A 23,498-nucleotide genomic window follows, 5' to 3' on the forward strand; every position below is an offset into this window, starting at 1 on the left:
TATAACGAGGAGTGAATCAATCAGTATGAACTCACACCAAAGACAGGCACATCAACTAACCATGATGCGCCTGATCAATGCAATAATAAGAGAATCATTAGTTCCAAATAACTGGCAAATTGAAGTAAAAAATGATACCTGTACCATCAAAGATAGTCAAAAAAAGTTACAACTCATATTAGGAATTCAACATCATGGTGCCTTTCAACGATTCCAATTTCGTTCGCCAATACAGCTTCTTTACCATACTAAAAAAGAGAAAAAGATGAACACCCTCGATGAACTAATCAATTTTTTACGTCATGATATGCAACTAGAGATTCCAATCAATCTAGAACAAGAGTTATATAATTCTGTTGAAAATCTAGCATTTGCTTATGATGCTTGGGAACAACGGAGAAAACGTTATGTGGGCACCTTAAAGCCAAAAATCAATTTGACTGAAATCGATACAGTCCTCAATCTAGTTGAAGAAATCGATCTTTATCTTTTTTCTGAACAAGTTGCCTTTGAAGGGAACCCTCTTCACCCCTGCGCCAAAACTCGAATAGGTGTTTCAGACGAAGAAAGGCAGCTATATTCACCAGAGTTGAATCGAGAAGTTATGTTAAAAATGATTTTAATTCCTAAGCAACATGTTCATGTCACTTCTTTTCTATCAACTGAACTGAATAACTTCTTTGAAAAACATGCCCCTGGCCTTCTCAAATTGGCGAATCAAGTATTGCAATCAAAGCAGAAGAAACTATCAAATTATCAACTTATACCTGTCCATCCTTGGCAATATGATCATATGATCAAAGAAAAATCGTTAAGTAATGAATTAGAATGGTTCTTAGTCCCTGCTGTGATCCCAGCAAATCCTTTGCTATCATTTCGAACAATGGATACATCTGGTAAATTTCATTTAAAATTACCAGTTCGTATACAAATTACAAACGCAATTCGTTCCCTATCTCCACAAACAACTGTAAACGGTCCTATACTTACACAACAGATCAATCAACTCCTTGCAAAAAAGCCCCAATATGCAAAACATCTGATGCTTTTACCGGAGTTAGCTGGGGCTTATTACCAACCGAATCAATCTCATACAAATGATTGGAGCAGTCAACTCTCTTTTACAATACGTACACATCCAAATCATCTTATACATAACCATGAACAATGTCTTGTTGGTGCTTCTCTAACCGCAAATAATCCCTTTACTGATCGACCTCTGATTATAGATCTAATTGAGCAGTGGTGTGGAAATAAAATCGAACAGAGTTACGCAATTCAATATGTTGAAGACTATGCAAAGAAATGTCTTCCACCTTTTCTCTATCTATTACAGAAATTTGGAACTGCTTTAGAAGGTCATATGCAAAATTCAATCATTGTGGTCGAAAATGGGGAAATCAAAAGAATTATGATTCGTGATATGGGTGGAGTTCGAATCAATCAAACTCGCTTTACAAAAGACATACAACTACCCCTATATGAAAGTGATATTTTTGTACAAGGAATGGATAGTGTTTACAATAAATTTTTACACTCTGTCATTCAAAATCATTTTGGTGACTTGATCTTTACGATTGCCCAATACTTGAGAATCTCTGAAAATAGCTTTTGGAAAGTAGTTAGTCATACACTTCGTTCATCCATTGATATGAACATTCCAGAGGCAGAAAAAGACCTACAATCTCTCTTACGATCTAAAATCAAAACAAAAGCATTATTAACGATGCGCCAAAAAGAACAACATCCTCAAAAATATCTTTATACCGAACAAATAAACCCTTTAGTAGGAGATTATACATGAACGGTGAAAGCTTTTTAAAAATTGCTTATCAAGAATGGACATTGGAAGGATGTCTTTCAGAAGAGAGACAAACTATTCAACAACTCAATCAAGAGGACCCAAATCTTGCAAAAAAATACCAAGCCTTTCTCCCTAAAGCTAGAAAAACCATTTTACACCGATTGGTATCTGCATTTCTAAGAGAAGATATATTTAAATTCAATAGTGGATCTTATAAGAATACCGCTTATCACTACCCACTAGGAGTCGATGAATCGATCTATATTCCAATCAGACATGAATTTCTCGCAGGGCGACATATATTCCAAAAAGACATTGCTCATATTACGAATGGAAACGTCTTTCCCATTCTACATCCAATCGAATTTCTTTATTTAGTAGAAAAAAAAGTTCATACCATAACTTCTAATTGGGATCAATTTGCAAAAGAAATTTGTAATGCATGTAGCAATCAAGCAATTGCTTATGTGTGGCAAGAACTGAGAAAATTAAAGATAAAATCTTTGGCAGGTCAGTATAAGCCCCTTCACTCCAACATTTATACCTTAGCTATGCAATTAAACGATCCTTCTTTCTTTGAACAATTTTGTACTGAAGGGCACAACTTACACCCATGTAGTAAAACAAAGTTAGACATGGAACCAATTGCGGTCAGTGATTATGCACCTGAATGTAGAAATCAACAAACATTAAAATTTGTAGCAGTTCAACGAGATTTAATCAAATGGTCATTTCTCAATTCATCTGAAACATATGATTCTTTTCTACTCTCATTTTTCCCACAACTTCAAACACAATTAAATGATCATTGGATGGAATACAATCAGCGATATTTTCTAATCCCAGTACATGGATGGCAATTTGATCATGTTATTCCGGTGTTGTACCGAGAGGAAATCAAGAATCAACAAATCATCTTACTACCAGAGCTTCAGCTCATGTGTAAAGCTTCTACATCCTTTCGTACCATGCTGCCAGCTCAAGCAAAAGAGTGGAAAGGAGTCGTGAAAGTAGCAGTCAATAGCCAAATGACATCAACCATTCGCTCTATATCACCTCAGACAACGATGAATGCAGCCTCATTTACCAAGTTGATTCAAGAGGTTTTAAAAAGGGAACCTGATTTAGTAGAGCAGTTCATTCCTGTGGAGGAGTTGGGAGGTTGCTTTTTCAAAAGTTCTCATCCTGATCTACAACGAAATCTATCTGTTGTCTTTCGAGAATCTACACAAACAAAATTGAAACAAAATGAACTAGCTATAGTCGCTTCTGCACTATTTGATGAATCTCCAATCACTGGCAAGCTGATCTTATCTGACTTTATCGATGCTTTCGCATCACATACTCAACAAACAATTCAGAAAGCAGCTTACTCATTCTTCTACAAATATGCATCCATCGCACTTAATGGCTTTTTAAGAATGATGGTGAAGTATGGAATTGGATTAGAGGGACATTTACAAAATAGTATCCCCATCTTTAAAAATGGTGAACCAGTTAAAATGATGTTTCGAGATTGGGGAGGAGCTAGAATTTATCAACCTCGAGTTGAAAAGCAAGGGCTCACAATATCCTTCTATCCTGACTCGTTAACTGTAACCCAACACGCAGAAAAAATGCGAGAAAAGGTCTATTATGCTGTTTTTCAAAATCACCTAGGTGAAATGATTGTACAGTTATGCTACATATTTGGCTGTGTAGAAAATCGACTATGGAAAATGGTAGCCCAAATTAGTAAACAAATTTTTTCAGATCTCACTCTAAACCATAATCTAAGTAAAGAAGCTCAATCGGATCAGCATTTTCTCTTTCAATCAAAAATTATGCATAAAGCTATTACTTCCATGCGTCTTCTAAACCATGATCGAGATCTATATGTTGAAATCCCAAATCCATTAATTGACTGGAACTGAAAGGAGTGCATGAAAAACACCATGATCATCACAACGCCCATGATCATCGCACTACTCATCTTTCTGTTTACCCTTATAATTGTTATTTGGCAGCCTCGAGGACTTTCGGTAGGCTGGTCTGCTTCAATTGGAGCCATCTTAGCCCTTTTATTTGGAATCGTATCATTAAGCGATATTGTTACTGTTACTCATATCGTTTGGAATGCCACATTCGCTTTTATTGCCGCAATGCTGATCTCACTCGTGATGGATGAGATCGGCTTTTTTGAATGGGCTGCCTTACATATGGCTCGATTTGCTAAAGGAAATGGCCATTTAATGTTTATCTACACCATATTGTTAGGATCGGTTATTACTGCTTTTTTCAATAACGATGGGGCTATATTAATTATGACGCCAATTCTACTTGCAATGACTAAAGCATTAGGATTTGATAACAAGATGATCTTTGCTTTTGTTTTTGCTGGTGGGTTTATTGCCGATACTACTTCATTACCTCTTGTGATCAGCAATCTTGTTAATATTTTATCGGCAGACTATTTTCAAATTGGCTTTTTATCATACGCAATCCACATGATTATTCCCAATATTTTTGCATTAATCGCAAGTCTGATTTGTCTTTATCTCTTTTTTCGAAAAGATATCCCAAAGACCTATAATTGGATGGAACTGCAAAAGCCGTCGGATGCGATTAGAGATCATCGCCTATTTAAACTCTCTTGGGTGATGTTAATCATCCTTTTTGCTGGATACTTTGTTAGTGAACTATTACACATTCCTGTTTCAATTATCGCTAGTGGTGCAGCATTTATTTTTTTAGTCGCAGCATCAAATAACCCCAAAATCAAGGTAAAAAAAATAATTATAGAAGCACCTTGGACTGTTATCATATTTTCAATTGGTATGTATCTTGTTGTCTTCTCCCTGCACAATGTAGGATTTACTCAACCGTTAACTCAAGTGATTAAAGCTTCAACTGACCATGGTTTACTATATGTAACTTTTGTCATGGGCTTCTCCTCTGCATTTCTTTCGTCATTGATGAACAACTTACCTACTGTTATGTTTGACTCATTAGTCATTCAAGCTACTCAAACTACAGGTATGATTCGCGACTCGCTCATCTACGCCAATATTATTGGGGCAGATTTGGGACCTAAAATGACTCCACTTGGCTCATTGGCCACTTTACTTTGGATACACGTACTTGCACGAAAAAAAATCACTATCAGCTGGATTCAATATTGCAAGGTAGGGATTATTCTCACTATTCCAACCCTTATCATCACACTATTTGGTCTATATTTATGGTTTCACATACTCTACTGACAGTCAGAGCAACGGGGCCCAATATGGGCCCTTTTTATAAGAGATTTGAGACAGAGTTTCCTCTGCTGCGATTGAAGGATTGTGCATCACCAAAGTTAATTGGGATTTGAACATTGATGTTTGCTACACCTGCACTTTGTGCGCCTGTTCTTGCTACGTTATTTACTTCTGCTCGTGCACCTCCAACAACACGTCTACGAAACACTCTTCTTCTTCTACGACGTCTGTGACACATATTTTTCACCTCCTTTCATTATTTAATTTGACTAGTGGGAATTTCCTTTTTAATGATATTTACTAAATTGGATGCTATATCATTTGATATTCCTGTAGCACCAACTAATCCTCCCAGAACTCCAACTAATCCATTTAATAACCCTAAAAATGAAGAAGAAACAGAATTTATCGGTGTTGTAACAAGACTTGAGATAATTGTAGGGAGTGGACCAATTATTTTGGTTACATCTGGCATTTGGTCGGTAGTAAACTGCCCTGAAGCAATTTGTTGCTTCACAGTTTCCTCCACCGCTTTTTGTAACATTTCAAACTGTTCAGGAGTCAACTGACTCATGAAATCACCTCCTTTCTATAGACCTAAAGTGCATTGCTCAATGAGTTTTGATCACTTTCATTGAGACTTGTTGCATCTCCAAGATTGACAGGGACTTGAACAATGATATTAATCAAGCCACTCACAGGGCCGTCAATTCTTGCTGCATTGTCTACTGTTGCACTAGATCCCTTTTTCAATGCTCTGACTATTCTTCGCCGACGTCGTCTTTTTTTTCTAAGAATAATTTTTCTTCTGCAACATCTACATAGTCCCATCTTCATTCAACCCTCCTTTCTTTTTACATTTAAATCAAAATTCCGATTAATAGCTTTCCTCCACTTTTTCCGAGTCTCCTTTGGAAAATGATTAGTAGAGGCGAATTGCAATATATCCTTTATTTTTGTCATTTTTTCATTATCATCATCTAGTAACGTATCAAGGAACTTATATAATCGTAATTTAATCAATAACTCTAAGTCCTTTTCTAATTCGCCTGTTAAGAAATCTCTTTCCTCTTTTTTTGCTTTTTTTGTTGAATGTGTTGTTTTCGCCATCCATCACCCTCCCTTTCGTTTCTTTATATTTAATATATGAAAATAGATAAAAAGAGTTCGGGTGATCTACCAATTTTTTAAAATAACTTTAAAGAGACTTATCTTTTAGATTCGTTTTTGAGCACAATAATGGGTATAAAAAGAAGAAGAAAGATTTTAGGAGGAGTGTGATCTTATGAATCATTCATTCGAACTTGCTACTTTTGCCGGAGGTTGCTTTTGGTGTATGATGGCACCATTTGAAAACTTAACAGGGGTCAAAAAAGTAGTAGCAGGTTATACTGGAGGACATACAAAAAATCCAACTTATGAAGAAGTTTGTACTGGAAAGACCGGTCATATAGAAGCCATTCAAATTACATACGACCCCAAGAAGCTAACATATTCTGAATTACTAGAAGTATTCTGGATGCAGATTGATCCAACTGACCCAGGAGGTCAATTTGCTGATCGTGGCATTCAATATCAGACTGCAATCTTTTATCATAGTGAATCCCAGCATCGACAGGCGGTTGCTTCCAAGCAACAATTAGCTAATTCAGGACGCTTTTCAAAACCCATCATGACTCAATTAAAAAAAGCGACAGTATTTTATCCAGCAGAGCCGATGCATCAAGATTATCATAAAAAAAATCAACAGCATTACCAGTCTTACCGCTATCACTCAGGTCGAGATCAGTTCCTAGAAAGAGTATGGAAAAAGAAATAACTCCTAAGGAGTGATCAAAAATGGAATCAAAAAATAATCCACCTGGCGATCTTGTTGACAATGGGAAGTATCGGGTTGAAACCGATTCAATGGGCTCAGTACTTGTACCAGCTGAACGGCTGTGGGGGGCGCAAACGCAACGTTCACTCATCCATTTTGCAATTGGTGACAATCGCATGCCAAAACAGCTTTATCACGCATATGGTTATGTAAAAAAAGCAGCTGCTATTGTAAATGCAAAAGTAGGAAAACTTTCAGAGGATAAAGCCAATTTAATCATTCAAGCTGCCGATGAAGTAATCGAAGGGAAACTCGACCGAGAATTCCCACTCTATGTCTGGCAGACTGGATCTGGAACACAATCAAACATGAATGTAAATGAAGTAATTGCAAATCGTGCTATACAAATAAGTGGAGGAACTCTTGGAACTAAAAATCCGATTCATCCTAATGATGATGTAAATCTGTCACAATCATCAAATGACACCTTTCCCACTGCAATGCATATCGCGACGATCATAGCGCTTTCCCAGCAACTTATCCCACAAGTGCAACAATTAATGGACTTGATGTGGGAAAAAGCGAAGAGTTGGAGCCATATTGTGAAAATCGGGCGCACCCATCTGCAAGATGCCACACCGCTTACAGTAGGACAAGAATGGTCTGGTTATGTGGCTCAGTTGCACCAAGCGCTTGAACGCCTACATCAAGCAAAAAAAGAATTATATGAATTAGCTGCTGGGGGTACGGCAGTAGGAACAGGAATTAATACACCACCGAACTTTTCAACAATGATTGCTGAAGAAATTGCCAAATTAACAAATCATCCCTTTATAACAGCAACAAATAAATATGCTGCTCAAGCATCATTAGATGCAATGGTTCAAGCAAGTGCATCTATACGTAGCCTTGCTGTTGCTTTCATCAAAATTGCAAATGATATTCGCTTTCTTGGATGTGGCCCTCGAGCTGGCATTCATGAATTACAGCTACCAGCAAATGAACCAGGTTCATCAATTATGCCTGGTAAAGTAAATCCCACCCAAGAAGAAGCCATGTTAATGGTCTCTATTCAAGTAATCGGATACGATAACGCCGTTGCCTTTGCTGGTTCACAAGGGAATTTTGAATTAAACACAATGCGACCGATCATTATCTACAATGTCTTGCAATCGATCAGCATCCTATCTGATGCTTGTAAAAGCTTCCTTCAATACAGCATCGAAGGAATCCAGTTAAATCAAGCAAAAATCGATCAGTATGTAAATCGTTCTTTAATGCTTGTCACGGCACTAACAGCAACGATTGGTTATGACAAAGCATCTGAAATCGCCCATCTTGCATTTAAGCAAAATTTATCTTTAAAGGAAGCAGCCATTCAATCAGGATATATCGATGAAATCGAATTTGACCGATTGGTACAGCCTGAACAAATGGTGGGAAATCCTGATGAAGATCTCATACAATTAACAAAAAAAATGGATCCCAATGCTTTTTAAAGCTTGGGATCATCTCTTATTATCTAAAAACTCCTGTCCATTCTCAAGCTGTAACAATTGATTCTTCATGAGAATTCCTCCACGGTATCCCGTTAATTTTCCATTTTTTCCAATCACTCGATGACATGGAATGACTATTAATAAAGGATTGGAACCAATTGCAGCTCCAACAGCACGAGCCGCGGACGGACGTTGGATTCGCATGGCAATATCCGAATAAGTAGCTGTTTTTCCATATGGAATTTGGTTTAAAGCATTCCAAACTAAGTTTTGAAATGCACTACCCTGAATATCTATTGGAAATGTAAAATGATTTCTGTTTCCCTCTAGATACTCATCCAATTGATCTTTATAGGTTTTGAATAAGTCATCATGATGTTTAATTGATGGTGAGAAGTTTCTATTTTTCAGTTTACCTAAGAATGAGATGTCTCTTTCATTCGCTCCACCTACATAACAAAGCCCTTTCTTAGTTGCTGCTAAATAGATTTCCCAATATTTATTGCGATATGTTGTCCAATAAATCGTTTGTTGTATAGGCTGAGCCAACTCTATTTCCCCCTTTGGACTTTCGATACATCGATGGTGTAACACCAGTTTTCTTTTTAAAGATCGTTGTAAAGTATTGTGCATTAGAGATCCCGACTGCCTGCGCAATTTCTTTCATTGTTTGGTCAGTCTCTTGTAAATAATGCATCGCTTGATCCACTTTGATTTGTTCCAGATACTGTGCTGGTGTAACGCCTACGCACTTTTTAAATGTTCTTTGTAAATGATAAGGACTCAAATGGAAAACATTTGCTAACAAATCTAGAGAAATCGTGTTCGACCAATTTTTTTCTAAAAATCTTTTGATTTGATCAATCCATTCTTGAATAGGTAACTGAAGCTGATCAGGTCTGCATCGCTTACACGGTCGAAAACCTTCATTTATAGCCTCTTGACGATGATAAAAAATCCTCACATTTTCCAACTTTGGTATTCGAGATGGACAAGATGGGCGACAAAATACCTTAGTTGTTTGCACGCCATAAAAAAACTTACCATCGTATGAATGATTATTAGAAACAATTGCTTCCCATAATTTTTTATGAATGGGGTTATGTGTCTGCATACCATCACCTCTGCTAAAGTATAATCGTTAAATCGTTTGTTTTGGTAATTTTAGAATGAGTGAGCAAGAAAATGAAAAAACGAAGGGATTTACCCCTTCGTCATATTCGGCTTATTTAAAGTCAGATGGAATCTTACGTGCCACACCTGTACGAATCGCTGCATCAACTACCTGCGTACGGATCGCCTGTACCACATTTTGATTAAACACACTTGGAATAATATAGCCCGGATTCCGTTCATGATCAGAGATTACACTTGCAATAGCTTTCGCAGCAGCTAACTTCATTTCTTCATTGATCGTTTCAGCCCGACAATCGAGAGCCCCACGGAATATTCCAGGAAAACAGAGTACATTATTTATCTGGTTTGGATAATCGGATCTTCCGGTTGCAATGACAGCAGCAATATCTTCGATCTCAGCAGGATGAATTTCCGGATCTGGGTTTGCCATCGCAAAGACAACTGGTTGGCTAGCCATCTTCATCACATCTTCGCGTTTTAAGACCCCACCACGTGAAAGACCAATAAATACATCGGCTCCTTCTAATACTTCACCAATCGTACCAGTTTTTCGTTCTGGATTTGTATTTTCTGCAAACCATTGCCAATGGGGATTATCATATTGCACATCTCTAGTTAGTGCTCCAGCCTTATCATATCCGATGATATTTTTGACACCTGCTGCCATCAACATTTTCGTACAAGATAATCCTGCAGCCCCAATTCCACATACAACAACTCGGATTTTATCTAATGGCTTTCCTACTACCTTCATCGCATTCATAAGTCCAGCAAGTAAAACCACGGCTGTTCCATGCTGATCATCATGAAAGACTGGAATATCCAATTCTTCATTTAACCGCTTCTCAATATCAAAACAACGAGGAGAAGAGATATCTTCTAAATTAATTCCACCAAACGTTGGGGCCATCGCTTTAATCGTTTCAATAATCTGTTGTGTATCTTGGGTATCCAAACAAATTGGAAAAGCATCAATGCCTGCAAACTGTTTAAATAAAAGTGCCTTCCCTTCCATTACTGGCATCGCTGCGCTTGCTCCAATATTGCCAAGTCCCAATACTGCACTACCATCTGAAATGACAGCAACAGTATTTCTTTTAATTGTTAATGTATGCGCTTTCTCAGGTTGCTCTTGAATCGCTAAACATACTCGGGCAACATCCGGCGTGTAGACTCGTGATAGATCATCTCGATTTTGAATCGGGATCTTGGGGCTAATTTCCACTTTGCCACCTAGATGTAGCAAAAATGTCCGATCAGATATATGAAGTAATCTTACTCCAGATAAGCTTTTTAAATGATATTCAATTTGTTCAATCGTATCATTTTTAGTAACTGTTACTGTTATATCTCGTACTGTCATCTGTGAACCGGTCTGAATCATATCCAAAGCGATAATATCCCCACCCGCTTCAGCGATTACCTTTGCAACATTTGCAAATTGAACTTGATCCGTATCCATCTCTAAACGAAGTATAAAACTTTTTCCTGCAATACTTGGTTGATTTGTATACAATTGTTGATTCATGAACTCCACTGCCCTTTCTATTCATATATATCATCAATTACGGTCAGCTTTGACTGCAACATTGAAGATTAAATAATGAAGAAATACAATCCAGAACTAGAATACCATGTTAAGTGTTCAAGGATACCCTTAAAAGTAAATGGTAAAAAATATGTTGCAATTGTATCAGTGGCGAAACATGAAAATCAACACAATGAATCAATAGTTGAAATTTAAATTCGATGACCACATCATCCCTTTATGTTTTGAATTATTGTTCAAAAATTCCATATTTTATTTTTATACTCATCGTGATAGCGATTATGGGTTTGGGTTTTTATACTATTTAAATGAGGCGAATTCTCTCTTAACTGTTTAAAAATAACATTTAACAATAGTTCCCCCTATACAAACAACATGGTATACTCAAATTAATTTCACTCCTTTGATTCCCATACTTTTACATTTTCCAAAGCATGCAGTTGGGATAAAGAGGAGCGCTACTTAGCATCTTCTTAGTTATGATATTTAAAGATCCAATCCTACTGTAAACGATCCTTATTTGCGTAATTATGAGGGTAATGAAACTTTTAGTCTCTATGCAAGTCTTTATGAATGGAGGTGGGTGACCACTCCGCTGAAATGAGAAACTCTACCACTTCAGTGGTAAGTAGTTCACATAAGGAGTTTTCAATGAAAAAAATTACTATTTTTATCACCGTTCCTTTTACACTTGCGATTCTGCTTTTTTTCACACCAATATGTCTTGCTGCACCCACAGATCAAGACTCAAATCTGGAACAGTCGATGAAAGAGTATAATCAATCACAAAAAGAAGCAAAACGGCTACAAAACAAAATTACTACAATGGACAAAAAAATGAACGATACATTTCTCCACCTTGAACAACTAAAAACTGAGCAATATGAAACGCAAAAGCGATATAACCAGATTCTAAAAAAATACTACATTTCTAGACAAACCAATTTAGGAGCTAGACTTCTAGGATCTGAATCTCTGTCTCAATTTCTGTTCCGCCTTGAATATATTCAGCTTGTGATGAAGCGAGACCAACGGATTATCGCGCAATATAAACGACAAACAACCCAAATTACAAAAGCACAAGCACAATTAAAAAAAGAAATTGCACAAACAAAGCCCATTCTTCAAGCTGCTGAACAGAAGTCAAAAGACTTACATAAGAAATATCAAGTTTTAAAATCGAAAAAAACAAGTGATCAAACTCAAACCCATTCAAAGGAAAAAGACAAAGAGACAGAAAAACCGACACAACCAATTGAAGATCAATCATGGCTCAATCAAGCAAGAGCAATGATCGGAGTTGTAAAATACCGCTTTGGAGCTAGTTCATTCCCCTATTTTGATTGTTCAAGTTGGGTTCAATATGTATTTAAAAAATACCAAGGAATCAATCTTCCGCGTACAGCCGAGTCACAGTCAACAGTAGGTTCATTTGTCTCTAAATCAAATCTTCAACCAGGAGATTTAGTATTTTTTCAAGGAACATATAAAAAAGGTATTTCACATGTTGGAATTTATCTAGGCGATGGGTATTATATCTCCAATAAAAATGAACGAATTGACTTAAAAATCGAATCGATCAATAGTAGCTACTCAAAAGCTCACTATTGGGGTGCAAAAAGAGTAAACTAGCGAATCATCGCTAGTTTTTTACTTATTAAAAATAATGTATATTATCGAGTTTAAAAATCCCACCAGAATTGGCATTCATACCGTTTACTCATGATCTCTTTTTAGCTTTCCATAGCAAACATCATGTAATTGTTGCAGGAAATAGGTACGGATGATTTCCGGATCATTTGTAGCTAATTTTTCAATTGCACCTGATTGTTGACAAAGTGATTCTAAGGTTAGCATGAGCTCCTGAACTTCCTTTTTTGCATCTTTGGGAGTTAGTAAGATAATGAGTTGATCTACCCCTTTGTGGATTGATTCCTGTAATTCATAAACTGCAAAAAAAGGTTGCTCGATCTCATCGCCTTTAAATTGGTAGACTGATAAACCATTCTCAAGCTGCAACAGTGTCTGTTCAAACCAACTTTGACCATCTCGTAGGAAACCTTCTGAAATAAGATCATGCCCAATCTGCCTGATCACCTCTTCATTACTCCACCCCATATTTGGAACACTACTTAAATAAAATTGTTTCATTAATTCAACCACAATACCAAGCAATGAATGAATTGATTCATACAGACCAAGCATCGAAGGTTGTTCGATTTTGACTATTGTTGGTGGAATTTGACCCATATACTCTCGAATCCGCTCTGCTTCTTGATCAGTGAGAATCGGATTGATCTGTATATATTCATCATCTTGTAAGCTGGGAATTTTAACAGTTGAAATGATAAAATCATAATTTTTAACTGATAACTCTTCAACCAGATATGCTGATAAAGTCTGAACAACATGAATCTGGGGAATTTGGCTTTGTATTTGAGTGGCTAATAACTGGGAAGTTCCCACACCGCTTGGGCAGATAATGATTACATCGAAGGAATCTTGTTGATTGAGTCGTTCAAAGGCTGCACCTAAATGAATCACAATATGACCAATCTCTTCATCTGGAATCAACAGCTCATGAAAAATCCAAAAAACTTCTTCTTTTACAATTTGAAAAATCGACCAATAGTCTTCCTTAATCTTTGATAACAGTGTATTTGATATTTTTTGTTTCATTCTTATCTGTGGTAATCGAGACGCTAAATGTGTAATCAAACCTGGAATTAATGAATCATCCTCAGATAAGCGAAACTCTAATCGATTTTCACATGCATCTACCAATTGATTTACACGCTTTCTCAAATCATCAAGATCTACGTCATATTCTGGATGATGTTGCTGTTGACCATTTCTTAAATGAAGTGTCACATAGCCAATCTCATCAATCGGAAATGAGATCGGCAAATTCATCTCAATTCGGTGAATAATCTTTTCCGCTATTTTATACTCAGGAATCAAAGATAACTCTTCCAAATGTGTAGCATTTAGCGTGATTGTCTCTCCTGATTGGACGCGCTCTATTGCAAGACACAGATGGACAGTTAAGGCCAAATAAGCGCTTTCAGGAAATGGTACTGATAAATCTTGGTTCAAATCTTTTAACGCATGTTCTACAATCATTAACCGCTCGCCTGAAATTTGATCAAATAATTGCTTACTTAAACTGTTACCCAACTCTTCTTTTATCAAATCGATTAACTCAGTAATCTCCATTTGTTCTGCGATTACTGAACCCAAAGCCAATTTTTTATCGATTTCTTCCCCAGTAATTTCGATGCCATTTTCGCGATTACTCGTTAATTTTAAACGAGCGTTCCATAACCATTGATTCAGATGATCTAAATCTTGGCTGATTGTTTCAGGAGCTACCCTGAACTGATTTGCAAGGTATTCTATGGTTAAAGGTTGATCTGATTCTAAAAAAGCACAAAGCAAGAATATAACGCGATCATCCTCATCGTATGTACTAGATTCTATTGAAAATAAATCTTTTTTTAGTTGCTCCTTTGATGTTTCCGTACCTTGTATCATCACGCCTGAACCTAGCTTCTTTTGGAGAACCAAATCATAATAAGCGCATACTTCATCTAATGATTTCAAGTGAGATTGTAGCTCGCGGGTGCCCATTTGAAATTCCCGGGATAACTGACTCAATGAAATAGGCATTTTTCTTTCAAGCAATAAAAGCAATATTTTCTGTTGAATTGGCGAAGTATACATCGTTACCTCTCCTTATATTCACAAGGAAACATACCTGATTAAAATTTTATTAATATCATAATAACCTATCTACTAGATTCTGTCATATATAATCATTTATTTACAAAATTAAGCAGAAAAGCAATTATATAGATCAGATAAAATTCCAATAAAAAAACATGTGTTGCAAGCAATTGCCGCACATGTTTTTATTTTGAACCGTAGATTCCAGTTTCTTTTATCTCTTGTGAAAACGAAAGTACTTGGTTTTGAATTTAAAAGCTCATATGAACAAATCGAGATGAAAGACCATTAAAAATCTTTCATCGCTGACAAGTTAACATTTTATTCTAAAATAAAAATTGCGATGTAACAGGTATGGTGTCAAAAAAATTTGGCTCTGCAAAAATTTGTTTAACTAACTCCTCTTGTTCAGGTAAAAAAACAACTTCTATTTTACGCTGAAAAGTAGATGGTTTGATTTTTGTAATATTCAAATTCGGTTCTTGTATATGTTTGGCCACAATTTCTGGTACAAAAGTGATTCCTTTTCCTTCTAGCACTTGGTAAATAAGTGACTCACTCCATAGTACATCTATAAAATTTGGGTTAATCGTATATGGACGTGCAAAAAGTCGAAGAGATTGACGTAGGTCACTTGGATCATGCCACATCAAAATTGGATATTGAATGAAATCTTTTATATGAAGATTTTCGTATTTAGCCAGTGGATGATCTTGAGGTGTAACAGCATAATAAGACTCTGAAAACAGTAGATAAGATGATAACAATGGAGAACCTTTAAAGTCTTGAACTACTGCTAAATCCATTTTACCTTCAATCATTGATTGGATTAACATTTGTGTAATATCCTGCATGACAATTTGAGGCTTTATAAAAGGCGCTTTATTTTTAAATAGATAAGGAAGATAATATGTAGCGACACTCGGAATACTCCCAACAATAGGATTGATATCATTTCCAAATGACTGCAACTTGCTTTCAACTCTCTTTAATTGGTCCAAAACCGAAACTGCCTGTTCATATAAATATCGCCCCGCTGATGTTAACTCAATCCCTTTCACTGTTCGACGCAACAATTGATGATTGATTTGTTCTTCTAATTTATGCAATTGTTTGGTTAACGCTGGTTGAGAAATAAACAGTGCTTTCGCCGCCTTATTGATACTTCCTAACTGCACTGTCAATACAAAGTAATGTAGTTGATGTGTTTTTAACATATATTAAACTCCGTTTATGATTAGATATAACTTTCCGTTATAATCTTATTCCTACTATGTATTACGTATTTGCATATCGTTTTTGTTACGCTATAGAACAAGGAGGTGAAAAAATTAAAATTAATTCCAATTACAGTCACCATAGACGATTATTTAAAAATTTGTCAAGTGGTTGATTTTAATCATGAATTTATTCAAAAAAGGGCCAAGATGATAGCACAGCAATATAAAACAACGTTTGATCGAATCAAAGCAACATATCATTTCGTCCGAGATGAAATTCAACATTCTTGGGATATTCAAAGCCATCGAATCACTTGTCGTGCTTCAGAAGTATTACGATTTGGTGAAGGCATCTGCTATGCAAAATCACATCTACTTGCGGCCTTACTAAGAGCTCAAGAGATTCCCACTGGTTTTTGTTATCAACGATTAACTTTATTGGATGAACCTGATTCTGGTTTTGCCATACACGCTCTAAACGCTGTATATATTCAATCAATACAAAGATGGGTTCGTCTCGACGCTCGTGGAAATAAACCAGGTGTACATGCTCAATTCTCCCTAACAGAAGAAAAATTAGCCTTTCCAATTCGAGAAGAGTTAGGAGAAATTGATTATCCAACTATTTTTGCAAAACCTTTGCAAAAAACCATTGAAGTGTTACAAGAACATACTGATTGTTTAGATATGTATTTACATGGGCTGCCAACTTATTTATCACAGGAATTTCTCTAGGAGGTCTATTCATGTACTGGAAAAAAGGACTAAGTATACTTTCTGCCATAGGTATTCTAGCCACCAGTTGGTTAGGAGGAACTGGAACTACTCACGCACAAGAAATAAAATTACCCAAGCCTAAAAAAGAAAAATATCAATACGAAAACTTAAGTAATTATTTTACTGGATATGATGGTACATTTGTCCTTTTCGATTTAAAGCAAAAGGAATACACGATCTACAATAAGAAGAAAAGTGAAAAAAGAGTTTCTCCAAACTCAACTTTTAAAGTTCCTCATGCATTGATCGGATTACAAACAGGCGTCCTTAAAGACGAAAATACAACTTTTAAATGGGATGGAACAATCTATCCTTTTCCCGAATGGAATCAAGATCAAAACATGTCTAGAGCTATTAAGAATTCTACAATTTGGTATTTTCAAGAAGTCGCCAAACGTGTAGGAGAGAAAAATGAGAAGAAATATCTTCATAAATTACACTATGGAAACCAAAATATTTCAGGTGGCTTAACCAATTTTTGGCTTCAATCTTCTCTGGCTATTTCCCCAAAAGAACAAGTAGAATTTCTGAAGAAGTTTTATACTTATCAACTACCCATCTCTAAGCGGAATATTGACATAGTGAAACAAGCACTAGTTTTAGAAGAAAAAAATAAAGCAGTGTTATCAGGTAAAACAGGCACGGGTTGGAAAGATGCACAAATCAACGGCATCCCAATCAATGGAACTTTTATTGGTTATGTTGAAAAGGATAATAACACCTATTTGTTTGCAACCAATATTGAGGCTGCTGACAAAGCAACCAGCGGCAAAGCAAAAGAAATCACATTAAAGATTTTACATGATAAAAAGATATATAATTGAATAACGATTAAATGAGTTTAATAGCATGATCAGACTTTGAAGGTACATGTAGAATATCCTATATGTACCTTCTTTGGTTTTGGTAAATAAATGAAGAATATTTGATATCAATTAAACACTAGAGACAAGATTCTCATTTGTTTGCATAGTACCTAATAATAATTAATTATATGCATTATTGTAAATAAAAATAAAATAGAGAGGTATATGACCCTCCCTATTTTGGATATATATTTTCATGTTAAATAAAACATTATTATACAAAATGAACTGGATAACTCTTCAATCAGGTCAATGATAAAATCTCTCTGTGCCCTGATACCTTAAGAGCTACTTATTTCCCAGGATATAATTGATAGAGTCGTAATTTCGAATTTGGACTATTCGTTTCAAACATAAAGATTACTTTATAACGATCATGATCACTGTAAGTCACATAATAGTTACCTTCTTGTTCACGCTCATCGACAGGTGTACCGATCGTCTTCTTCAATTGTGATAATGTGATAGTTGGTAATTGCGGATTCCAATCATCAATTGCTGTAATAGTTTGTTGGGGTGTAGAACCATCATATAAAAAACGAACATAGTGATCATAATAATTTGCGGCAACAGTCCCCTTATTATCAGCAGGACCCCAATCATTTTCCACCGCAGTCAGCGAGTCACCCAAACCATAAGGACGACTATTCAACGTTTGATTCTCTTCATACGCCAAACCCATTATCTGTTTAATGAGTAAATCGGAATTTCCTTTTTTTACTGGAGCAGCATCTGTAAAATTTGGAAACAAAAGCACACTCAAGGAAAATACCCATAACATGATGTTTCGAACGTGATGATGCATCTGAATAATCCCCCTTTTTTTATAACCTCATGATTATTATTCGTATAACAATGTATTTTTTGTGTATTATGCTTTATCTGATGAGTACCATTTTTCTATCATTGGGCTATTTAATTCACTTATCAAAGAAAAGGGAAAGACTCCCTAATATTCTATCAGTTATCTGCCGCACGCAATTCTATGTTAGACTGATCTTACCAATCGATCCGTTTTCCATCTTTGAAGAATTCCCCATTGGGTCCTTTAGATCCAGTCGTCGCTAACCAAAGAATAGACTCAGCAGCTTGTTTAGGAGTCCTTGGAGCAGATGGTCCACCCATATCAGTACTCACCCATCCCGGATCGACCGCGTTTATTTGGATGTCACCTTTGATTTCTGCAGCTAACAATCGTGTCAAACCATTAAGAGCGAGCTTAGACAACTTATATGCGCCTACGCCAGGATATGACATTTCTCCCATTGATCCATATTCTGAGGAAACATTAATAATCCTTCCATAACCTTGCTTTTCCATAAGTGGAATAAAGGAACGGATAACATGATAAGCGCCGAAAAAATTCGTTGCCATCGTTCTTTCCAGAATGGAAGGGTCTATATCTACTAACTTTTTATTCCTATCCAAATAAACTCCGGCATTATTAATCAATACATCTAATCTTCCAAAACGCTCATTTATTATACTGACAGCTTGGTGTATGCTTTCTGGATTGTCTATATCCAACATCAAAAATGAAACATTCAGATTTGACTCCTTACATTTTAGTGCAGCTTTGTGACCCTTCTCCAGATCCCGGCTTGTCAAAATCACCTTAAAACCATTCAAAGCCAATTGCTTGACAAGTTCATATCCAATTCCTCGATTCCCGCCAGTGACAAGTGCCACTTTTATATCCTCTAACATTTAAATTCCTCCATTTTTGAGCAGGAAAAAATAATAAGGATGACCCAAAGTTGAACCCCTTGGACACCCTCAACTTGATCATTAAAAGCAATCTTTATACCCCACTCACATTGTACTTGTGTCTATCACAAATCGATACTTCACATCTGATGCCAACACGCGCTTGTATGCTTCATCAATCTGGTCTGCCGAAATCACCTCAATTTTAGGAGCAATGTCATTTTTTGCGCAGAAATCTAACATTTCCTGAGTCTCACGTATGCCGCCAATCAATGACCCTGCAAATGAACGACGATGACCGATTAAATTCATTACATTTAGTGACAATGGTTCTGCAGGAGCACCGACATTTACCAAAGTGCCATCAAGAGTAAGCAGTCCTAAATAAGCATTCAGGTCAATCTTTGCACTTACCGTATTAAGAATAAGATCAAAAGTCCCAGCAAGTTTCTCGAAAGTTTCTGGATTGTTTGTAGCATAGTAGTTGTCTGCACCTAATTGTATGCCATCTTCCTTTTTCTTTAATGTTTGTGATAGAACAGTGACTTCGGCACCCATGGCATCTGCAATTTGGACAGCCATATGACCAAGACCACCCATACCTACAATTGCTACTTTCTTACTATTACCCACTTTCCAATGGTTTAATGGTGAATATGTCGTAATACCTGCGCAAAGTAATGGTGCTGCCACGTCAAGCTCTATATTATCAGGGATTCTCAGTACAAAATCTTCTTGTACAACAATGTGGGTGGAATAGCCTCCTTGAGTAGGCTCACCGTATTTGTCAACACCAGCGTAGGTTGGGATATTGCCTTTGAGACAGTATTGTTCTTCTCCTTTACGGCAATTCTCACATTGACCACAGGAGTCAACCATACATCCAACTCCCACCCGGTCACCAATATTGTATTTTGTTACATTAGCTCCTACATCCGTGATAATTCCCGCGATCTCATGTCCAGGTACAAGTGGATAGTTCACTGGCCCCCATTCGCCGTGAGCAGTATGGATGTCAGAATGACATATTCCAGCATATTTAATTTCAATCAGAACATCATCCGAATCAAGGTCACGTCGTTTAATTTCAGCTGCTCGAAATGGTTTATCTGGACCGTCGACAGCCCGAGCTTTAGCATTTATCATGAATAAAACCTCCTAAATGATTTACCCTTTTTAAAGAATGTGCTTATATCAATTAACGAACCAATTAGGTTACATTACTATTCTTTCTCTCTTCTCTTGCACAATTTTATTCCCTAGAGTTAACTCTAGGTCAAGCGATTATTTTATATTTTTCCCACAACCTCTCGGGCATACTGTTTGATATTATTTATCAAACTACCCGCTAGTGAACTATATTTTATTAAATAAGTATATCATTTTAACAAGCTAGGCTTTCTTTAAGGTTACTTTGACATTCAGAATATACCATGATAAATTTCTCTATAATCTTAGAGATAACTTGAGGTCTAAATCAACCATAAAAGGTGATTCATGTTGAAGACATATTCTATAAGCGAAGTCGCGAACGAATTGAACCTTACTATATATACTTTGCGTTACTACGACAAAGAGGGACTAATGCCCTTTATAGAACGAACAGCCAGTGGAACACGCTTGTTTAAAGAATCTGATATCAACGCTTTAAAAATAATTGAATGCCTGAAATCCACCGGGATGCCTATTAAAGAAATTAAAAAATTCATTGACTGGTGTTCTGAAGGAGATTCCACGTTGCAGCAAAGATACGACATGTTTATGGAGAGAAAAGTAAATGTTAAAGCACAGATGGAAGAATTAAAAAAAACACTCGAACTTATCGAGCATAAATGTTCATATTACGAGATTGCTTTAGAAGCAGGAACAGAAGAGATTCATAAAAACAAAAAAATAAAGATTTAACTCTTTCCTAAGAAATAGCGCAAATGAGCCGTAGACTCCTTGAAATGCACTATCTTTCCTCTATCGATGTAAATGATTGACGCAGATAACAAGCAAGTTGAAATTGTCGTACATCGTCGGGGTCTTGAAAAAAAGCTGTAAGATTTGTTCGATTTTATTTAGTCTCTGGTAGAGGGTATTCACATGAATATGCAGTTTCTGTGTTGCTTTCATCGCTGACCGATTGCTTTGAATATAGGTGATCGTTGTAAGCAATCAGTGATTATGTTTTTGCTCAGGAAAGAAACATCTTGGATTCTTTTTAGCGGATAGATTGTTTATTGGGAATGATTTCGAAAATGGAGGTTCATTTGTAGAATCCTTGCCATACCTTCTTCCTAAAGGGACATGAGGCTTATTTTCGAGTATACTGGAATGAAGTGTGGGTTATATTGCAAATCCTGGAGGTTTAAAACTTGACCATCGAATCAGAACACGATCTTACCGCTTTACAGAGGATTGGCCGTATCGTCGCAATAGCCCGTGAAAAGATGCTATCATCTGTTCGAGAGGGAGTCACAACGGCAGAGCTCGACCATATCGGCAAAAGGGTGCTGGATGAGAATGGAGCTATCTCCGCGCCTGATATCACATATGGTTTTCCAGGAACAACCTGTATCTCCGTGAATGAAGTGGCTGCGCATGGCGTTCCAGGACCTCAGGTACTGGAGGAAGGGGACATCGTTAATATTGATGTTTCGGCAGAGTTAGACGGATATTATGCTGACACCGGGGCAACGATAGTTGTCGGAACCTGTTCACCGCACAAGGAAAAGCTGTGTCAGAGCTCTCTTCGCGCACTGCATCAGGGGCTTCAGAAGGCAAGGGCGGGTGCGAAGATCAGCGGCATCGGACGGGCAATTCACAGTGAAGCCCGTAAGGACGGCTTCACTGTGATCCGAAATTTGTCCGGGCACGGCATTGGCCGCGATCTGCATGAGATGCCAGACAGTATATTCAATTACTATGATCCGCGAGACAGAAGGCTGCTCACGAACGGACTGGTGCTCGCGGTGGAAACTTTTGTATCGGACGGTGCAGAATTTGTAGAAGAGAGCACTGACGGTTGGGGGCTGCTGCTGCCGGACCATCACTACGCCGCACAGTTTGAGCACACGATTGTCATTACCAAAGATAGACCCCTCATTTTAACAGCAGTGTAATGTCACCTCGAATCAAAATTATTTGAAAAAACGGCTGCTATTTAAGTGAAGGCAGCCGTTTTTTCGTGCGCATTCAGAGTAAGTTCAGCAAGCGTTGGGTGGCAGCCATTCGCGGACTATCTCTGAATGGAGACATTAGAAGCTTAAGTGGGAAAGTGACTACCAGCTTCGTGTTAGTAATATGAGAATTGTTTATGCCTTTGACCACACAGAAAAGCAATTTGGGTCCATCAAATGAAAACTCCTATTTCTATCATTAATCTCGTCTTGCAGGAAAATCCTGATCCACTTTTTGACGAGATTCGACATCAAATCGATCAAATCGCTGATGATCTCGAATTCATTTTATATATTTCATTGGTGAAGAATTAGGCCATGACCCACTCCAGCTTCTTGAGCAATTTGTTTGATCGATGTATTGGCATAGCTCTGCTGTCCAAATAAAGAATAAGCAGCTTCTAAAATAGCAAATCGACGATCCTCAATATCATTTTTACAGAAATCTGTCAGCTGAAAGCCTACGGTTTGAATCGTGGGATGAAAGATGGCGTTGCTCGGTAATCCCTTTCAAGGGATTGCTAAGAGCAACCATTTTTTGTATAATCGAACACATGAGCGGTGCTCATCCTGCTTGTAGCAGCCTTTGTTCCTGTGTACATTATGGTATGAGGTTCAAGCGGCGAACCAATCTCTCCCGCTTGGTAAAACCATAAGAGTGAGTGATGGAACCGAAACTAGCGTACTGGTAACAGGTACGCCGCCCATGTAGATACATGCAACAGAAGTTGTAGAACTGCATGGGATGGGCTGATGGGACAGCCCCTAGCTTGGGAGTTGCACGAAGCAGAAATGAATCCAGTGCGCGAACTACCCAAGAATCCCACGCTTTTATGCGTGAGGAGTCTCAACTTGTACTATAAACATCTTTCACAAACCTAACAATTTACTAGATATAGAGGTTGTTGCATAATTAATCGCTAAACCCAAAGGGTTAGCGGTTCCAAGGTGCTTTTCGAGTGGAAATGTCCATCCACTTATTCATTAATCG

General features: G+C 37.1%; 23 protein-coding genes and 1 pseudogene. 10 read left to right on the top strand and 14 right to left on the bottom strand.

The features are described from left to right. The first annotated feature begins 25 nt into the window (after window positions 1-25). From BUB71_RS17945 to BUB71_RS17955, 3 genes are read left to right on the top strand one after another with little or no spacing between them, the layout of a single operon-like run. The gene (locus BUB71_RS17945) at window positions 26-1,804 is read left to right on the top strand and encodes an IucA/IucC family protein (RefSeq protein WP_073158374.1); all 1,779 of its coding nucleotides are present in this window, start codon (window positions 26-28) and stop codon (window positions 1,802-1,804) included. After that, a complete protein-coding gene (locus BUB71_RS17950; RefSeq protein WP_073158377.1) occupies window positions 1,801-3,717 on the top strand; it encodes an IucA/IucC family protein in 1,917 nt (638 codons plus the stop codon). Before BUB71_RS17945 ends, BUB71_RS17950 begins: the two co-directional genes overlap by 4 nt. 9 nt (window positions 3,718-3,726) lie before the next feature. Continuing rightward, a complete protein-coding gene (locus tag BUB71_RS17955) occupies window positions 3,727-5,046 on the top strand; it encodes an arsenic transporter (RefSeq protein WP_281248227.1) in 1,320 nt (439 codons plus the stop codon). Window positions 5,047-5,080: 34 nt separating this feature from the next. Here BUB71_RS17955 and BUB71_RS17960 read toward each other — a convergent pair whose 3' ends face one another. The 4 genes from BUB71_RS17960 to BUB71_RS17975 are packed head-to-tail and all read right to left on the bottom strand — an operon-like array spanning window position 5,081 to window position 6,153. Then, a complete protein-coding gene (locus tag BUB71_RS17960; RefSeq protein WP_073158380.1) occupies window positions 5,081-5,281 on the bottom strand; it encodes a hypothetical protein in 201 nt (66 codons plus the stop codon). Window positions 5,282-5,299: 18 nt separating this feature from the next. Beyond that, window positions 5,300-5,617, bottom strand: a complete 318-nt coding sequence (locus BUB71_RS17965) for a hypothetical protein (protein ID WP_073158384.1) — start codon at window positions 5,615-5,617, stop codon at window positions 5,300-5,302. Between the two features lie 23 nt (window positions 5,618-5,640). Further along, window positions 5,641-5,880, bottom strand: coding sequence for a hypothetical protein (locus tag BUB71_RS17970; protein WP_073158387.1), 240 nt, complete (start codon window positions 5,878-5,880; stop codon window positions 5,641-5,643). Beyond that, entirely contained in the window at window positions 5,881-6,153 is a 273-nt protein-coding gene (locus tag BUB71_RS17975; RefSeq protein WP_073158390.1) for a hypothetical protein, read from the bottom strand. Window positions 6,154-6,328: 175 nt separating this feature from the next. Between BUB71_RS17975 and msrA the strand changes: the two are divergent. Together msrA and fumC are read left to right on the top strand one after the other, a co-directional pair. Next, window positions 6,329-6,856, top strand: a pseudogene (gene msrA, locus BUB71_RS17980) (peptide-methionine (S)-S-oxide reductase MsrA); the annotation flags it as partial. 26 nt (window positions 6,857-6,882) lie between these two features. Beyond that, the gene (gene fumC, locus BUB71_RS17985; protein WP_073158398.1) at window positions 6,883-8,361 is read left to right on the top strand and encodes a class II fumarate hydratase; all 1,479 of its coding nucleotides are present in this window, start codon (window positions 6,883-6,885) and stop codon (window positions 8,359-8,361) included. 9 nt (window positions 8,362-8,370) lie between these two features. On the opposite strand, the gene BUB71_RS17990 is transcribed toward fumC, so the two are convergent. The 3 genes from BUB71_RS17990 to BUB71_RS18000 form a co-directional block, all read right to left on the bottom strand. Next, window positions 8,371-8,910: a methylated-DNA--[protein]-cysteine S-methyltransferase gene (locus BUB71_RS17990; protein WP_073158402.1), complete on the bottom strand. Its 540-nt coding sequence runs from the start codon at window positions 8,908-8,910 to the stop codon at window positions 8,371-8,373. After that, window positions 8,861-9,475, bottom strand: a complete 615-nt coding sequence (locus BUB71_RS17995; RefSeq protein ID WP_073158406.1) for a bifunctional transcriptional activator/DNA repair enzyme AdaA — start codon at window positions 9,473-9,475, stop codon at window positions 8,861-8,863. Before BUB71_RS17995 ends, BUB71_RS17990 begins: the two co-directional genes overlap by 50 nt. A gap of 111 nt (window positions 9,476-9,586) precedes the next feature. Beyond that, entirely contained in the window at window positions 9,587-11,026 is a 1,440-nt protein-coding gene (locus BUB71_RS18000; protein WP_073158410.1) for an NAD-dependent malic enzyme, read from the bottom strand. A gap of 672 nt (window positions 11,027-11,698) precedes the next feature. Between BUB71_RS18000 and BUB71_RS20270 the strand changes: the two genes are divergently transcribed. Continuing rightward, entirely contained in the window at window positions 11,699-12,679 is a 981-nt protein-coding gene (locus tag BUB71_RS20270; RefSeq protein ID WP_073158414.1) for a C40 family peptidase, read from the top strand. A gap of 84 nt (window positions 12,680-12,763) precedes the next feature. Here BUB71_RS20270 and BUB71_RS18010 read toward each other — a convergent pair whose 3' ends face one another. Both BUB71_RS18010 and BUB71_RS18015 read right to left on the bottom strand, forming a co-directional pair. Further along, entirely contained in the window at window positions 12,764-14,770 is a 2,007-nt protein-coding gene (locus tag BUB71_RS18010; RefSeq protein WP_073158418.1) for a BglG family transcription antiterminator, read from the bottom strand. Between the two features lie 329 nt (window positions 14,771-15,099). Next, complete coding sequence (locus tag BUB71_RS18015) at window positions 15,100-15,990, bottom strand: LysR family transcriptional regulator (protein ID WP_073158421.1); 891 nt, start codon at window positions 15,988-15,990, stop codon at window positions 15,100-15,102. Window positions 15,991-16,095: 105 nt separating this feature from the next. On the opposite strand from BUB71_RS18015, the gene BUB71_RS18020 reads away from it, so the two are divergent. Both BUB71_RS18020 and blaOXA read left to right on the top strand, forming a co-directional pair. Next, complete coding sequence (locus BUB71_RS18020; protein WP_073158424.1) at window positions 16,096-16,728, top strand: transglutaminase-like domain-containing protein; 633 nt, start codon at window positions 16,096-16,098, stop codon at window positions 16,726-16,728. 11 nt (window positions 16,729-16,739) lie between these two features. Further along, window positions 16,740-17,594: a class D beta-lactamase gene (blaOXA, locus tag BUB71_RS18025; protein ID WP_073158427.1), complete on the top strand. Its 855-nt coding sequence runs from the start codon at window positions 16,740-16,742 to the stop codon at window positions 17,592-17,594. A 334-nt stretch (window positions 17,595-17,928) separates the two neighbouring features. Here blaOXA and BUB71_RS18030 read toward each other — a convergent pair whose 3' ends face one another. The 3 genes from BUB71_RS18030 to BUB71_RS18040 all read right to left on the bottom strand — a co-directional run bounded on the left by BUB71_RS18030 (window position 17,929) and on the right by BUB71_RS18040 (window position 20,489). After that, window positions 17,929-18,441, bottom strand: coding sequence for a DUF4309 domain-containing protein (locus BUB71_RS18030; RefSeq protein WP_073158430.1), 513 nt, complete (start codon window positions 18,439-18,441; stop codon window positions 17,929-17,931). 194 nt (window positions 18,442-18,635) lie between these two features. After that, window positions 18,636-19,343, bottom strand: coding sequence for an SDR family oxidoreductase (locus tag BUB71_RS18035; protein WP_073158435.1), 708 nt, complete (start codon window positions 19,341-19,343; stop codon window positions 18,636-18,638). A 105-nt stretch (window positions 19,344-19,448) separates the two neighbouring features. After that, on the bottom strand, window positions 19,449-20,489 hold the full coding sequence (locus tag BUB71_RS18040) for an NAD(P)-dependent alcohol dehydrogenase (protein ID WP_073158438.1): 1,041 nt from the start codon (window positions 20,487-20,489) through the stop codon (window positions 19,449-19,451). Between the two features lie 354 nt (window positions 20,490-20,843). Here BUB71_RS18040 and BUB71_RS18045 point away from each other — a divergent pair, with 354 nt between their 5' ends. Further along, window positions 20,844-21,248 (top strand): MerR family transcriptional regulator, encoded by a 405-nt coding sequence (locus BUB71_RS18045; RefSeq protein ID WP_073158441.1) that lies wholly within the window; start codon window positions 20,844-20,846, stop codon window positions 21,246-21,248. Between the two features lie 60 nt (window positions 21,249-21,308). Here the strand turns inward: BUB71_RS18045 and BUB71_RS20445 are convergent, their stop codons facing one another. Further along, window positions 21,309-21,503 (bottom strand): helix-turn-helix domain-containing protein, encoded by a 195-nt coding sequence (locus BUB71_RS20445; RefSeq protein WP_073158445.1) that lies wholly within the window; start codon window positions 21,501-21,503, stop codon window positions 21,309-21,311. Between the two features lie 200 nt (window positions 21,504-21,703). Here BUB71_RS20445 and map point away from each other — a divergent pair, with 200 nt between their 5' ends. Then, a complete protein-coding gene (map, locus tag BUB71_RS18055; RefSeq protein WP_073158449.1) occupies window positions 21,704-22,450 on the top strand; it encodes a type I methionyl aminopeptidase in 747 nt (248 codons plus the stop codon). 354 nt (window positions 22,451-22,804) lie between these two features. On the opposite strand, the gene BUB71_RS20450 is transcribed toward map, so the two are convergent. Beyond that, on the bottom strand, window positions 22,805-22,996 hold the full coding sequence (locus BUB71_RS20450; RefSeq protein WP_084731805.1) for a TetR/AcrR family transcriptional regulator: 192 nt from the start codon (window positions 22,994-22,996) through the stop codon (window positions 22,805-22,807). Window positions 22,997-23,498: the final 502 nt, after the last annotated feature.

The sequence above is a fragment of the Seinonella peptonophila genome (genome assembly GCF_900129355.1).
Lineage (GTDB): Bacteria > Bacillota > Bacilli > Thermoactinomycetales > Thermoactinomycetaceae > Seinonella > Seinonella peptonophila.